At 55.3% G+C, this 13,758-nt stretch carries 15 protein-coding genes; 6 read left to right on the top strand and 9 right to left on the bottom strand.

The annotated features are described in order from the left end of the window. The first annotated feature begins 82 nt into the window (after positions 1-82). From CLV88_RS13620 to mmsB, 6 genes are all read left to right on the top strand, one after another. On the top strand, positions 83-898 hold the full coding sequence (locus CLV88_RS13620; protein ID WP_279338350.1) for a putative hydro-lyase: 816 nt from the start codon (positions 83-85) through the stop codon (positions 896-898). Then, positions 895-1,809: a LysR family transcriptional regulator gene (locus CLV88_RS13625; protein WP_165798895.1), complete on the top strand. Its 915-nt coding sequence runs from the start codon at positions 895-897 to the stop codon at positions 1,807-1,809. Before CLV88_RS13620 ends, CLV88_RS13625 begins: the two co-directional genes overlap by 4 nt. A gap of 77 nt (positions 1,810-1,886) precedes the next feature. Further along, positions 1,887-2,927 carry a TRAP transporter substrate-binding protein gene (locus tag CLV88_RS13630; protein ID WP_106608954.1) on the top strand — a complete coding sequence of 347 codons (1,041 nt, stop codon included), beginning with the start codon at positions 1,887-1,889 and terminating at the stop codon, positions 2,925-2,927. Positions 2,928-2,978: 51 nt separating this feature from the next. After that, positions 2,979-3,578, top strand: a complete 600-nt coding sequence (locus tag CLV88_RS13635; RefSeq protein WP_106608955.1) for a TRAP transporter small permease subunit — start codon at positions 2,979-2,981, stop codon at positions 3,576-3,578. A 3-nt stretch (positions 3,579-3,581) separates the two neighbouring features. Continuing rightward, on the top strand, positions 3,582-4,868 hold the full coding sequence (locus tag CLV88_RS13640) for a TRAP transporter large permease (protein WP_106608956.1): 1,287 nt from the start codon (positions 3,582-3,584) through the stop codon (positions 4,866-4,868). Between the two features lie 24 nt (positions 4,869-4,892). Then, positions 4,893-5,768 (top strand): 3-hydroxyisobutyrate dehydrogenase, encoded by an 876-nt coding sequence (gene mmsB / locus CLV88_RS13645; RefSeq protein ID WP_106608957.1) that lies wholly within the window; start codon positions 4,893-4,895, stop codon positions 5,766-5,768. 43 nt (positions 5,769-5,811) lie between these two features. Here the strand turns inward: mmsB and CLV88_RS13650 are convergent, their stop codons facing one another. From CLV88_RS13650 to CLV88_RS13690, 9 genes are all read right to left on the bottom strand, one after another. Next, positions 5,812-6,936, bottom strand: coding sequence for an amidohydrolase (locus tag CLV88_RS13650; RefSeq protein WP_106608958.1), 1,125 nt, complete (start codon positions 6,934-6,936; stop codon positions 5,812-5,814). Further along, complete coding sequence (locus CLV88_RS13655) at positions 6,929-7,186, bottom strand: hypothetical protein (RefSeq protein ID WP_106608959.1); 258 nt, start codon at positions 7,184-7,186, stop codon at positions 6,929-6,931. The genes CLV88_RS13650 and CLV88_RS13655 overlap by 8 nt, the downstream gene beginning before the upstream one ends. 352 nt (positions 7,187-7,538) lie before the next feature. Then, positions 7,539-8,207: a DsbA family oxidoreductase gene (locus tag CLV88_RS13660; RefSeq protein ID WP_106608960.1), complete on the bottom strand. Its 669-nt coding sequence runs from the start codon at positions 8,205-8,207 to the stop codon at positions 7,539-7,541. Between the two features lie 76 nt (positions 8,208-8,283). Further along, the gene (locus CLV88_RS13665) at positions 8,284-9,213 is read right to left on the bottom strand and encodes an AEC family transporter (RefSeq protein ID WP_106608961.1); all 930 of its coding nucleotides are present in this window, start codon (positions 9,211-9,213) and stop codon (positions 8,284-8,286) included. A 12-nt stretch (positions 9,214-9,225) separates the two neighbouring features. Continuing rightward, positions 9,226-10,026 carry an MBL fold metallo-hydrolase gene (locus CLV88_RS13670; protein ID WP_106608962.1) on the bottom strand — a complete coding sequence of 267 codons (801 nt, stop codon included), beginning with the start codon at positions 10,024-10,026 and terminating at the stop codon, positions 9,226-9,228. Continuing rightward, the gene (locus CLV88_RS13675) at positions 10,023-10,829 is read right to left on the bottom strand and encodes a TatD family hydrolase (protein WP_106608963.1); all 807 of its coding nucleotides are present in this window, start codon (positions 10,827-10,829) and stop codon (positions 10,023-10,025) included. Before CLV88_RS13675 ends, CLV88_RS13670 begins: the two co-directional genes overlap by 4 nt. Positions 10,830-10,833: 4 nt before the next feature. Continuing rightward, positions 10,834-11,952: a DNA polymerase III subunit delta' gene (locus tag CLV88_RS13680; RefSeq protein ID WP_106608964.1), complete on the bottom strand. Its 1,119-nt coding sequence runs from the start codon at positions 11,950-11,952 to the stop codon at positions 10,834-10,836. After that, positions 11,949-12,560, bottom strand: coding sequence for a dTMP kinase (tmk, locus tag CLV88_RS13685; protein WP_106608965.1), 612 nt, complete (start codon positions 12,558-12,560; stop codon positions 11,949-11,951). Before tmk ends, CLV88_RS13680 begins: the two co-directional genes overlap by 4 nt. 11 nt (positions 12,561-12,571) lie before the next feature. Beyond that, positions 12,572-13,750: a D-alanyl-D-alanine carboxypeptidase family protein gene (locus CLV88_RS13690; RefSeq protein ID WP_106608966.1), complete on the bottom strand. Its 1,179-nt coding sequence runs from the start codon at positions 13,748-13,750 to the stop codon at positions 12,572-12,574. Positions 13,751-13,758: the final 8 nt, after the last annotated feature.

The following is a 13,758-nucleotide window of genomic DNA, read 5'->3' on the forward strand; positions in this document are numbered from 1 at the left end:
TGCTCTTTGACCGAGTATTGCTACGCCGCACATAGTCGATAGACTGAAACGATCAGATGTGTAGAGCAAGTGAGGGAAAACTGTGGGCACTTCGCTGAGTCAATCCACCAATACTAAAGACATCCCTGAGTTTTCACGGATACCAATTCGCAGCGGTGATTATACTGGGCCTACTTCGGGCATGGCGCCCCATCTGATGCAAGCAAATCTTGTGATATTGCCACGAACGGATGCGACCAGCTTTCACGATTTTTGCATGATCAACCCTAAACCTTGTCCACTTCTTGCGGTGTCGGCGCCGGGGGAGCCGCGGTTTCCAACGCTTGGGGCGGACATTGATCTCAGGTCTGATCTTCCGGGGTATAAAGTGTGGCAAGGAGGGAAACCAAGCGAACAAGTCGCCGATATTACAAAATTTTGGCGCGACGACCTGATAGCATTTGCACTCGGATGTTCGTTTGGGTTTGAAGCTGCTCTGATCGAGGCTGGGATTGAGTTGCCTCACTTTTCTCAGGGGCGAAATGTGGCGATGTTTGAGACCACGCTTCCGCTTGCTTCTGTGGGGCCATTTAAGGGAAGCATGGTTGTGTCGATGCGCTATGTACCTCGCGATAGGGTTGAGGACGTCTATTCGATTTGCGGCGCGTTTCCGCAGTGCCACGGGGAACCTGTGCATATTGGTGACCCTGATGAGATCGGAATATTCGATCTGAATGCTCCGGACTATGGCGATCCACCACTCGGAGACGGAATTCCGGTGTTCTGGGCGTGTGGAGTTACGCCCCAATCAGCTCTGCGAACCGCGAAACTGGATTTCGCAATTACGCATGAACCGGGCAAAATGTTGATTTGCGATGTGCCCGCGACATTTTCAGATATTTTGAATGCGCCGTTGTGAAACGCGTTTTGCTTGAGACATTCCTGACGCTTTCTCGCTTCAAGCATTTCGGAAAGACGGCCAGTCACTTGAATACAACCCAATCCACGGTTTCGGGACGCATTGCCGTTCTGGAGGAGGAACTGTCTGTCACGCTCTTTAATCGCGAGCCACGCGGTGTGACGTTGACATCTCAGGGACGAGACTTGCTCGATCACGCAGTTCAGGTGCTGGAAAGCATGGACCGTATGGCACAAGCGGCAGGTGTGGACCCATATCGGGCAGGCACTTTGCGGTTGGCATTGTCAGAAACACTGGCAGCAACTGTTCTCCCTGGTTTCATCGAAGCGTTTTCAGCTAAACATCCTGAAGCCAATGTAGAAATGTCGGTTAACAGTACGGCAGGGCAACGTGCGCAGCTTCTTGACCGAGCAGTCGACCTTGCATTCCTTATGGGGCCGGTTTCCGAATTTCGAGTGGCCAATCTTCCACTCATTGATCTGCCGATGACATGGATCATAAGTGCGAACCACCCTTTGGCGTCGGTGCAAAAATTATCTGCGGAAGACTTGGTGAACACGCCAATCATGTCCTACGCGACTGATTCTCGACCATTTGCGGAACTTAGCGACGCCTTGAAACGAATTGGCATTCACAAACCTAAGCTGTTTTCGTCCAACGCGCTTGGCGCAAGCTTGTCGATTACTCAAGCCGGATTGGCAATTGCAACGATGCCCCAAGTTTTTGCAAAACCACATCTTGAAGCAGGCGACTTAGTTGAAGTGAAGGCGCCAATATCACTTAATCCGCTGCGCTTTACCGCGTCGTTTCGAATTGAAACTGGCAACGATCTGGCGGCGGCCGCGGCCGAGCTATCTGTAGAAGCCGCAAAGAAGTGGATTGCAACCCAATCGGAAAAACCGATTGAATGACATCAAAAACAACAATTAGACTCGATGGAGCTAAGTTCGTAGCGTTCGTTGTGCAAACAATCAGACGGAGGAAACTCATGAAGTATCTGTCAGTCTATGCAGCGATGATGGCGACTTGTGCAAGCTATGCCGCGGCTCAGGACTTACCTGAAACAAAGCTAAACGTGGTTGGAAGTTGGGGTATGGTGTCCATGTATACCGACTACACCAAACCTTTCTTTGAAACGACGATCCCCGATGCTTCAGGCGGAAAAGTCACGGCTGAGATTAAGCCATTCAATGAACTTGGCCTTGATGGGTCGGAAATTATTCGCCTCGTCTCGGCGGGAACTCTTCAGTTTGCGGAAACGCCGATGGGGTACATGATCGGTGACAATGCGATCAACGGTGGCAACGATTTGCCTGGTCTAGCCCCAGATATTGAAACCGCCAAGGCGATTTCAGATGCATGGTTGCCAACGTTGGAAAAACTTTACGCCGACAGCTATGGCGTGAAAGTCTTGGGTGTTTATCCTTATTCAGCTCAGGTGGTCTATTGTAATGCTCCAATCTCTGGGCTGGCCGATCTAAAAGGCAAAAAAATCCGCGCCTCAGGTGCTGCAATCGGTGACTTCGTGTCTGCTCTTGGGGGTGCGCCTGTTTCGATGAGTTTTGGCGAAGTGGTGCAGGGTTTGCAAAAAGGTGTCGTTGACTGTGCAATTACCGGTTCCATGTCTGGTTTTGGTGCGAAATGGCACGAAGTGTCGACACATATCTATGAGCTTCCGATTGCTTGGTCCCCTGTTGTCCAAGTTGTTGGGATGGATACATGGAATGGTTTTGACGATTCTGTGCAGGAATTCCTGACCGATCAGATCAACCAGCTTTCGGATGATATTTGGGCAGGTGCCGCTTCCGAGACTGCTGAAGGGTTTGCATGTAACACCGGTGGGGCAGCATGTACCAAAGACGCACCCGGGAGCATGACATTGGTCGCAGTATCAGAAAGCGATATCGCGCTTCGTGATAAAGTGCTCCGAGAGTCTGTGCTGTCCAATTGGGCTGCGCAATGCGGGGCAGACTGTGTCACCGCATGGAATGCATCGGTGGGCCAAGTCGCCGGTATCAACATCGAATAAAGTTATACTGCGCGGGGATTTTCTCCGCGCAGTCCATCTAAAGAGGTGCTCATGACCGGATCACTCGATGAAACGGGCCGAACAGAACGTTTGATCTTTACCGTAACACGCACTATGGCGCGGCTGTCCGGAATTGCAATTCTACTATGTACGGCGCTGATCTTTGTCGAGGTTGTATCGCGCAAATTACTTGGGATCTCGCTGGTCGGAGCCGACGAAATATCTGAGTATGTTTTAGCAGTGTCAGTGACTTGGGGAGCATCCTTTGCGCTGGTGCGCCGCGCGCATGTACGCATCGACATACTACATGCTCAATTGCCGCGTGCTTTGCAGTCTATCTTTGATATCCTGGCGCTAGTGTCGATGCTGTTTTTTGCAGGCCTTTTGGCATGGTTTGCAACGCAGCTGTTGCGCACGAATATTCGGTTTGGAGCCGTCTCCAACACGTCGATGGAAATACCTCTCTGGATACCGCAGTCGCTTTGGGTCGTTGGTTTATGGACTTTGGTTGCAGTGACTGCCGTACTGATACTCCTATGTCTGCGAGCTTTGCTGAAAGGCGATTTCGCTGAAGTCTCCCGTATTGCGGGCATACGCGGTGCCATGGTTGAAGCGCGCGAAGAGACTGTTGCGCTGAAGGGCACGAACTGAACCATGTTAGCAACGGCACTTATTCTTCTTTTGGTGATGATCGCGCTAAGTTTGCCAATTGCGGCTGCGCTTGGTGTGCTCGGAGTCATACTTGATCGCAGCTTCGGCTTTTTGCCGCTATACAAGGCAGCAGGGGAAGTGGCGTGGACCTCGTCCTCGGGCTTCCTATTGATGGCTATTCCACTTTTCGTCCTACTGGGTGAAATCATGCTGCGCGCAGGGATTGCCGACGCAATGTACGATGCGTTGGCCAAATGGCTTGGTTGGCTGCCCGGTGGTGTTATGCACGCAAATGTTGGTGCATGTTCGCTATTTGCTGCGACGTCCGGGTCTTCGGTCGCGACGGCCGCTACGATTGGAACAGTGGCATTGCCGCAGATTGAACGCCACGGGTATGGTCCGCGCCTATTCTTGGGAACGCTCGCGGCAGGTGGAACATTGGGGATCCTCATTCCACCTTCGGTCAATATGATCATTTACGGCATCCTGACCAACTCTTCTGTGCCCAAGCTGTATTTGGCAGGAATTATTCCCGGCTTAATTTTGGCGTCGCTCTTCATGATCGCGATCATCTTAATTGTCATATGGAAGCCGGAGGTTGCTGGTCGCAAGGTGAGTTACTCATGGGCGGAGCGGCTTCAAAGCACGGTTGGTGTGTTACCGCCCATTCTCATTTTTGTTCTCGTCATCGGATCGATTTATGCTGGTTGGGCAACACCTACCGAAGCAGCCGCTATCGGAGTGGTGGGCGCTCTGGCCATCGCAGCAACACGACGCAGGCTGGGATGGAACATGTTGATGGAGGCGGCCGAAGGCACGGTCGTAACGACGTCGATGATTATGTTGATCATTATGGCGGCTTATTTCTTGAACGCGATCCTCGCTGGGATTGGCCTTACTGATACTTTGAACGACTTTGTAACTGGTCTTGGGCTGACGCCTATGCAGATGCTATTGGTTGTCGTCCTGTTTTACATATTGCTGGGCTGTTTCATGGAAACGTTGTCCATGATGATCACGACTATACCGATTGTGGCACCACTGATGTTCAGCCTTGGATTTGATCCAATCTGGTATGGCATCTTGATGATGATCCTTATTGAGGCTGCTTTGATTACGCCGCCGATCGGTTTGAACCTGTACATTGTACAAGGCGTTCGCGGCGGCGGCCCCATGAAAGACGTCATGATTGGCGCACTGCCGTTCGTAATAGTGATGGCCATCATGATCGTCCTTCTTACTGCGTTTCCTGGATTGGCCACTTGGCTGCCAGAACTTGTGAGTTCCTAAAATGTTTTTGCGGAGGTAGGCCAAGTGAGTCGCATCGTATTTATCGGTCTGGGCACAATGGGATTGCATATGGCGCGGGGGCTGGCCGCGGCTGGCCATGATGTTGTCGGGATGGACATTAACGCAGAGGCACGAGCTGCGTTTCCAGGGGCCACAGCGCTCGACAAAACGAAAATGGGCGGTGCTGATATCATCATTACGATGCTGCCCGAAGGGGCACATGTTGCTCAGGTACATGACGAATTCCTCTTCTCGGGTGTAGATGTGGGCACACTCCTGATCGATTGTTCCACCATTGATGTTGGGACAGCACGGGCCTTGGCCGCATCGGTCGAGGCAAAAGGATCGGCAATGCTGGATGCACCGGTATCGGGCGGTCCAGCGGGTGCAGAAGCGGGCACACTCAGCTTTATGGTGGGGGGCAATGAGGACGCATTTGAGCGCGCGCGTCCAGTGTTGGAAGTCATGGGATCAACAATCACTCATTTTGGCGCCGCGGGATCTGGGCAGGCTGCTAAAGCTTGCCACAACATGATCTGCGGAATAACGGCAATAGCTGTCACGGAGGGGTTCGCGCTTGCGGATTCGCTGTCGTTGGATCTGAACAAGTTTTACGGGTTGTGTGCCGGCGCCGCGGCTCAAAGCTGGGCCTTGGAAAACCGTTGTCCGATTCCAGGTATCGTTCCCGCAGCTCCGTCTTCCAGTGGCTTTGCGCCGGGATTTGCGTCGGCTCTGATGGCGAAGGATCTCCGTCTTGCTCAGGCCGCGGCACAGGAGACCGGACAAGTAACACCCTTTGGGGCTGAAGCTGCCCGCGCCTTTACATCCTTTGCAGAGGAGCATGGACAGCTCGATTTTTCTGCGATTTATCAGACGTTGCGGGCGTTGCCGGATCAATAACGGGGTTGGTATAGCCCTTTTGGGCCACACGTTATTAACTTGGTCACACCTCTGATTTTGCGAGTTCCAGCCAAAAAGCAATTCCGTGGTCGATGCCATCATCGTTGAAATCATACGCGGGATTGTGAAGAGGCATTGCGGCATGCCCGTCTGTTCCATTCCCCATTAAGCAAAACGCGCCCGGAACGTGCTTTAGAAACTCGGCGAAATCTTCAGAAAAACCAACTCGCCCATAGTTGGCGTTTACCGATCCAACTGCGCCCGCCGCCTTAGCTATTTTCTGCGTCGCGACGAGATTATTCACCAGCGGTCGAAAAGACGTCGAATAGTCCACCTCAGCCCTGGCGTCATGTGCGGCGCAAACACCGGCAACGATTTCGCGTAGTCTGGATGCGATCCGCTTCGAAACGTGGTCAGAGAAGCCCCTACAATCGCCTCTTAGCGTCACATTGCTGGGCAGAATATTTCGAGCCCCGTCCGTGATGAACTCGGTTACCGAGACGACAGCATGTTCGCTGGGTGGCAAGGACCGGGATACGATCGACTGGAGTTGCAGAACGATGGCTGATGCGGCAACAATCGGATCGACGCCTTTGTCGGGCATAGATGCGTGACCGCCGCGCCCTTCGACCCTGATTTCAAAATTGTCCTCGAATGCGCAGAATGGGCCGCTCTGCGTTGCGAAATGCCCCAATTCTATCCCCGGCATATTGTGCAGCCCATATATTGCCTGCATCGGAAAGCGGTCGAAGAGACCGTCCGCAATCATGGCTGCGGCACCATTTCCATTCTCTTCATCCGGCTGGAAAACAAAATGGATTGTCCTCTCGATTGTAGGATCAGCCGCGAGAGCAAGTGCCGCACCTAGTAGCATAGTGCTGTGACCGTCATGACCACAGCCGTGGAACTTTTCAGGAATAGTGGAGCGATGGTCAAACGCGTTCGCTTCCTTGATCGGCAAGGCATCCATATCAGCGCGAAACCCAATCGCCGTTTCCTCAGGTCCCCGGCGAAGGGTCGCCACGAGACCGGTTCGCCCGACATCGCGAGTTACTTCGAGGCCCGCACGTTCCAGTTGCATTGCAATTAGCCGTGGCGTTCGTTCGAGGTCGAACGAGGTTTCCGGATGGGCGTGCAAATCACGACGGAAAGCCTTGAGGTCAAGCATGTGAAATCCGCCTTTCTGCAAAAATTACAAACTGGATATGTGGGTTGATAAACAGACAGGCGGCAAGCCGAGCCAAACCCGACAGGAGTGTTGAGGCAAATATGTCGTTGACCTCGCCAAGTATTGCTTTTTTCAGAATGTCCTTGCCCGCTGAGATAGAGCTCATTCGAAACGGGTGGGCATGATAAGCCAGAAATGAGACTGGCAAAGCAATAGGTTCTACTGGATTGAGTGTCGATGTGTGTTTCATATCGGCACTATAGTGGGCCACTGTGATCGGGTGTGCCCGAAAAAAGGGAATTTTTGGGAAAAACTCTCACGAACAGGGGAAATTTGCTACAAAAACTCGATCAAGCGTTTGGGCGTCTTGTGCGGCTGGTTCAAACCAATTCGCGCATGGGTCTGGAGACTAAATTTCTTCAATTCCGCAGGCATTGTCTTGGCTGTGAGTCGGGGTTGGCCGACCACTCCACGGGTTTTAAAAGATTTCGGTCGACGAAAATTGGTCGATGCTCCTTTTCTCCGGTACGCAAATTTTTTTGGCAATCAGCACAAAATTTGGCATGTGCGCCTTCGGGTGAGCCTAGCGTGATCTTGGTGGACTAAGTCGCTGATGGTTTGACCTCGTGATGCCGTGCTGCCAGTTGGGAGAGGATCTGTGCAAATGTGTCGATACCCTGCGCACCGGATGTTGCCTGGCGGGTGTCGAAGATCATCGTGGGAACGCCGCTGACACCGCGAGATGTCCAGAACTGTTCTTTGTCGCGTACTGCTTCGGCAAATCGTTGATCCGTCAGCACGTTGCGGGCTTCGTCTGGGTCAAGACCAACTTCTATGGCGGCGTCGATCAGGGTGTCGCTTGATGAGACGTCTTCGTCCTTGGTGAAATAGCGGTCAAAGAGCGCCAGCTTGAGTGCTTGGGTTTTGCCCGTTTCAAAGGCCCAGTGCATGAGTTGGTGTGCGTCGAATGTATTGTAAATTCGCGAGTTCGGTGTGAAGTCGAAGGTGACATCCAACGATTGCCCTAATTCGGTCAGGTGTGCACGGGCCGCAGACGATTGCGCAGCGGTGCTGCCATATTTCCGCTGAATGTGATCGGTTAGGTTTTCGCCTTCGAGTGGCATGTTGGGGTTCAGTTCGAACGGGTGCCAGTAGGTTTCGACCGGAATGCCAGATTGCGCGCTGGCGGCGAGGAGTTGGCGGTAGCCGATGATGCACCATGGGCAGACGACATCCGAGATGATGTCGACACGGATCGGGGTGGCGGTCATGCGTAGCTCCTTGTCGCGTTTGTTTCCAGATGGGGGCACGTTAGGAACTGTGCAAGTAGGCGAAGGAGTGTCTTCTCTATGGGATGACGGACAGCCAGAGCCAGACTGTTACAATGGAGGCGGCTGTGCCAATCAGGACGGTGGATGCGGCGACCCGCTGAGCACGGCCATACATGCTGGCAAAGAGGTAGACGTTGATGCCGGGCGCCATGGTTGCGGTTAGCACTGCGGAACGGAAACCGTCGATCGAAAGACCTCCAAGAGTGCCGAACGTCCATGTAAGGGCAGGGTGCAGGCCAAGCGATATAGCGCAGCAGAAAAGGATGACACGCATGTCACCTTCGGGACGGTAGCGGAACAGAACACCGCCCATGGCAAAGAGCGCAGCAGGCAAGGCGGCGCCTGCGAGCATGTTCACGGCGGTCGTGATTGCGCCGGGCACCGGGATCTGCGCGAGATTGACGACGAACCCCAGCGAGATCCCAAGAATTAGGGCATTGGAGAACATCGCCTTGAGCACAGTTGGTATGATCTTGCGACCCGGTGTCTGACGCGCGCGAAACACCTCCATCACGGTAATGCCAACGCCGTAGCAAAACGGCGCGTGGATTGAGACGATGGCGAAGTTTCCGGTGAGGGATTGTGTGCCAAAAGCACGTTCTGTGATGGCGAGGCCAAGCAGAACCGAGTTTGAGAACAGGCACACAAAACCGATCGCGATGGCGTCTTCCCAGTCACGTCCAAACAGGTAGTGGGCGCCAAGCATACCGATGGTGAAGGAGATGAGAGCGCCTGCATAGAAGCTGCCCATCATGATCAGATCGAACTCGGCCCCCAGATCAAGCGTGGAAATGGCACGAAATAGCAGAACTGGGACGGCGAAATTGGTGGCAAACCGCATGAGACCATCGACATTGGCCTCTGAAAAATAGCCACGCCATGCGGCGGCGTAGCCAAACCCGATCAGGACAAAGACCGGGAGGATGACCGAAATCAGGGTCTCCATATGGTGTCGACCCTAGTCGTCATAAATGATCTGCATACCATCAAATGCCGGGGTGATGTGATCGGGGGTTTCGGCGGCGACGGTCGCATAGTCGAGATCAATGTGCATGTTTGTGAGAATCGCGCGCCGGGGTGCGGCGCGTGCGATCCATTCAAGTGATCTCTCGAAGTGGGCGTGGGTTGGATGCGGTGTGCGGCGCAATGTGTCTAACACCCAGCAATCCAAGCCTTGTAGGTTCATCCAAGCGTCTTCGTCTATGTCCGCCACGTCCGGCATATAAACCAGATCATTTACGCGAAACGCCAAGGCGTCGATGCTGCCGTGATTGACGAGGATCGGTTTCAGCGTGATGTCACCGCCCGGGCCAGAGATTGTCGTGTCGCCATCAATTGTATGGAGATCGAGGATAGGCGGGTAGGGTGAGCCATGGGGTTGGACAAAGGCGTATCCAAAGCGGGACAAAAGCGCGTCCTGGGTGGGGCCGTCGGCCCAGACTTTGATGCGTTCGCGCATGTTGAAAACCACCATGCGCAAATCGTCGATGCCATGCACGTGGTCGGCGTGTGAGTGCGTATAGATGACACCATCGAGCGTACCGACATTGGCGTCGAGCAGCTGGCTGCGCATGTCGGGAGAGGTGTCGATCAGGACGCTTGTCTTGCCTGCCTCTGTTTCGCGCTCGATCAGCATGGAGCAACGGCGGCGGCGGTTTTTGGGATTGTTAGGGTCACAGTCGCCCCAATGGCCACCAAGGCGCGGCACGCCACCAGAGCTGCCGCAACCGAGGATCGTAAAGGTCAGGCGTGCGCTCATGCTGCTTGGGCCTTGAGCTGTGCCTTGGAAAATAGACGGTCGAAATTGGCCTGTGTTTGGGCGGCAAAGTCGGGATAATCCATGCCGAAGACGTCGGCGCCGACGCGGGCGGTTTTTTCAACGTATGACGGTTCGTTGCGTTTCCCACGATAGGGTGGGGGAGCAAGATACGGCGCATCGGTTTCCACGAGGACGCGGTCAACGGGTGCAGCCGCGAAAATATCACGCACGTCTTGACTGCGTGGGAAAGTAGCGATGCCTGACATCGACAGGTAGAATCCAAGGTCTAGCATTTGCTGTGCCAGTTGCGCCCCGGAGCTGTAGCAGTGCATCACGCATGGATAGGCGCCGTTTTGGTATTCTTCGGTCAGGATCTGGGCCATGTCTTCGTCTGCGTCCCGGCTGTGGATGATCAGTGGAAGACCCGTTTCGCGGGCCGCCTGAACATGTACGCGCAACGAGGCCTGCTGGATGTCTTTGCTTTCGGCGGTGTAGTGATAATCAAGACCGGTTTCGCCGATACCGACAAATTTCGGGTGCTGCGCCAGCGCGATCAGTTCATCAACTGTCGCAAGTGGTTCTTCCGCAGCGCTCATGGGGTGCGTGCCAGCGGCGTAGAAAATCGGCGCATTGGCCTCCGCAATGGCACGGACGGTTGGTTCATTGCGCAACCGGGTACAGATAGTGACCATGCGAGTGACACCAACGGCGGCGGCGCGGGCGATGATATCGTCGAGCTGGCCTTCGAAATCCGGGAAATCGAGGTGACAGTGGCTGTCGGTGATTTGGGGCAGGTTGGTCATATGCTCACGCGCTGGCGGTTTTCTGAATCTTGAAAACCGTATCAAGCACAAGAGCTGCGGGGTCAAGGTTGACCGCCCGACCGTGGCGCGAACGTTCCGAAATTTCCTGTGCCGTGGTGGCCCATGCGCGGGCGCGAAGTGGATCGGGTGCAAGACGCATGAGCAGCTCTGCTTCGCCGGGGGCGGCCTCGGTCATGGGAGGATGGCCGGTTGCGCCGGTGCGGGCCGTGCGGGAAATGAAGATATCAAGGAGCGTGAGGAGAAGTTCGAACTTGTCAGCGGCGCCACGTTGGGCGGCGGTTTCGGCAAGTGCCAGCGCGCGGGGGCGGTCGAATCGGGGCATTGTGGCAAAGAGCTGGACGAGCTGATTGTAGATTTCGAGCCCATCAAGGCGAAGGATGCGCATAGCCTCGCCAACGGATCCGGCGGCAAGCTCGGCCAGTGCCGGGGTCTCTTGGACTTCGGCCTGAGCTTGTATCAAGGCATCGTGCATATCCTCGGGGGAGAGCGGTGAGAGACGCAGTTCGCGGCAGCGTGAGCGGATGGTAGGCAAGAGGCGCGAGGGTTGATGCGAGATGAGTAGCAAAGTGGTACGGGCCGGGGGCTCTTCGAGCATTTTCAGCAAGCCGTTTGCGGCGTTTGGGTTCATTTCGTCAGCGCTGTCGACGATGACAACGCGCCGTCCGCCATCAGAGGCAGACATGTGCAGGAAATGGGTCAAACCGCGCACGTCGTCGATAACAATCTGATCTCTGAGGCGTCCGGTCTTTTCGTTAACGGACCGGGTAATCGCGTAAAGCCCCGGCTCAGAACGCGCGGCGATGCGGCGGGCGACAGGGTGTTCGGGATCGACAAGCAGTGAGTCGTATTGCGGCGGCCCGCCAAAGAGACCGCCATCTGCCTCATCTGATGTTGCAAGCAGAAAGCGTGCGATCTGCCAGGCGAGTGTTGCCTTGCCGACGCCTAGAGGGCCAGTGATCAACCAACCGTGATGCAGACGGTCGGCATTAAGAGCAGTCAGAAACGTGTCGATTGCGCATTGCTGACCAAACAGTGTTTGCGTATCGCGCGGATGGGGCGCACCGTCGACGCGGTCAGCCTCGGGCGTCTGATCATCGCTCACACCAGTTGCTCCTGAACGAGCGTTGCGATGTCAGAGGCGACTTCGGACTGGGAGCGCCCGCCGTCTATAACGTGAAAGCGGTCCGCGTATTCGCGAGCGAGGGACAGGAAGCCGCGGCGCATCTGTTCCTGAAGCGCTTGGCCAAAATCTTCGAAGCGCTCCTCGGACGTTTGGCGGGACTTAGCTCTGCTCAGGCCAATGGCTGGGTCCATGTCGATCAGGATGGTGAGATCCGGTTCACGCCCTATCATGATGTTGTGCAGCTGGTCCACAATACCGCGCAGATCCCCGCGAGAGAGACCCTGATACATGCGTGTGGAATCGGCAAACCGGTCACAGATCACCACCTTTCCTTTTGCAAGCGCGGGCAGGATCGTGCGTTCGAGATGGTCGCGACGGGCGGCAGTGAACAACAGGATTTCGGTTTCGGCGGACCAGCGATCCGGATCACCTTCGAGCACGAGAGAGCGGATCTCTTCTGCGCCGGGGGAGCCGCCGGGTTCACGGGTCAGGATGACGTCAAATCCTTGGGCAACGAGTGTATCGCGCAGCAGGTGGGCTTGGGTTGATTTCCCAGAGCCGTCGATACCTTCGAATGTGATAAACATAGAGGCGCGCGTCAAAGGGCACCTTCGGAGGTCAGGCCGAACTGGCCCATCAGAACGGTGGCAGCGGTGCGCATACGGATGGTAAACCCACCTTCGGCGACGTCCGTTTCAGCAACGAGTGGGATGCGGATTTCTGGCAGGTCCTCTGGTGTGATCACCAACTGTGCGAGTTCTTGTCCTTTGACCACGGGGGCCTGAACGGGGCCTTGGTAAATCACCTCGGCTGCGGCCTTGTTTTGTGCCAAGACAGGCAGAAGAACGGTGATGTCATTGGCGGGGACCAGCCCGACGCGTGGAACTTTGCCCATCCAGACGTCTGCTTCGGCGACACGCTCGCCCGCCCGAGCGAGGGTGGACTCGGAGAATTGGCGGAACGACCAGTTCACAATCTGTTCGGACACTTCTGCGCGTTCCTTCACGCTTTCCAGCCCAGAGATCGCAAAGATTACGCGCCGGCCACCTTGGACAGCAGACCCAACAAGGCCATAGCCCGCTTCTTGTGTATGACCGGTTTTGAGGCCATCGGCGCCGATACCAAGGCGCAAAAGCGGGTTGCGGTTGCGGATGTTTTGCGGCGCGCGCCCGTCAAAGGCAAATTCGGTTTCCGCGAACATTGGGTAGAATTCGGGAAAGTCGGTGATCAGACGATTTGCAAGCAGTGCGAGGTCGCGCATAGACATGCGATGACCAGCGGCAGGCCAGCCGTTGGAGTTTGCAAATGTCGAATTGGTCATACCCATTTGACGCGCCCGGCGCGTCATAAGGCGGGCAAACCCGGCCTCGGTTCCGTCCGGGCTGAGGGTTTCGGCAATGACGGCGCAGGCATCATTGCCCGACAGAACAATAATCCCGCGCAGCAGATCGATCACCTTGACCCGGTCCGTGGTGTCCAGAAACATCGTCGATCCGCCATAGCTCATCGCGTGTTGTGACACTGGCAGGCGTTCTTCCGTTGACAATCGCCCGTCGCGGATGGCCTCAAAAGCCATGTAAAGTGTCATCAGTTTGGACATCGATGCGGGGGGAAGGGCATCATCGGCGTTTTTGGCCATGAGCACGGTGCCCGTTGGTTGATCCATGACAAAGGCGGCCTTGGCTCGCGTTTCAAACGCAAGAGCGAGGGCCGGTGTCAGGAAGGCCAGTACCAAGGAGCTGAGTATGGCAATAATGGGCGAGCGTGACCGGGGCATTCGGCGTC

The sequence above is a fragment of the Shimia abyssi genome, from assembly GCF_003014475.1.
GTDB lineage: Bacteria > Pseudomonadota > Alphaproteobacteria > Rhodobacterales > Rhodobacteraceae > Shimia > Shimia abyssi.

What these genes read in the sequence shown, in the direction of transcription:
- CLV88_RS13630 (WP_106608954.1), top strand. Translation starts at nt 1,887, where the DNA reads ATGAAGTATCTGTCAGTCTATGCAGCGATGATGGCGACTTGTGCAAGC.
- CLV88_RS13635 (WP_106608955.1), top strand. Translation starts at nt 2,979, where the DNA reads ATGACCGGATCACTCGATGAAACGGGCCGAACAGAACGTTTGATCTTT.
- CLV88_RS13640 (WP_106608956.1), top strand. Translation starts at nt 3,582, where the DNA reads ATGTTAGCAACGGCACTTATTCTTCTTTTGGTGATGATCGCGCTAAGT.
- CLV88_RS13650 (WP_106608958.1), bottom strand. Translation starts at nt 6,936, where the DNA reads ATGCTTGACCTCAAGGCTTTCCGTCGTGATTTGCACGCCCATCCGGAA.
- CLV88_RS13655 (WP_106608959.1), bottom strand. Translation starts at nt 7,186, where the DNA reads ATGAAACACACATCGACACTCAATCCAGTAGAACCTATTGCTTTGCCA.
- CLV88_RS13660 (WP_106608960.1), bottom strand. Translation starts at nt 8,207, where the DNA reads ATGACCGCCACCCCGATCCGTGTCGACATCATCTCGGATGTCGTCTGC.
- CLV88_RS13665 (WP_106608961.1), bottom strand. Translation starts at nt 9,213, where the DNA reads ATGGAGACCCTGATTTCGGTCATCCTCCCGGTCTTTGTCCTGATCGGG.
- CLV88_RS13670 (WP_106608962.1), bottom strand. Translation starts at nt 10,026, where the DNA reads ATGAGCGCACGCCTGACCTTTACGATCCTCGGTTGCGGCAGCTCTGGT.
- CLV88_RS13675 (WP_106608963.1), bottom strand. Translation starts at nt 10,829, where the DNA reads ATGACCAACCTGCCCCAAATCACCGACAGCCACTGTCACCTCGATTTC.
- tmk (WP_106608965.1), bottom strand. Translation starts at nt 12,560, where the DNA reads ATGTTTATCACATTCGAAGGTATCGACGGCTCTGGGAAATCAACCCAA.
- CLV88_RS13690 (WP_106608966.1), bottom strand. Translation starts at nt 13,750, where the DNA reads ATGCCCCGGTCACGCTCGCCCATTATTGCCATACTCAGCTCCTTGGTA.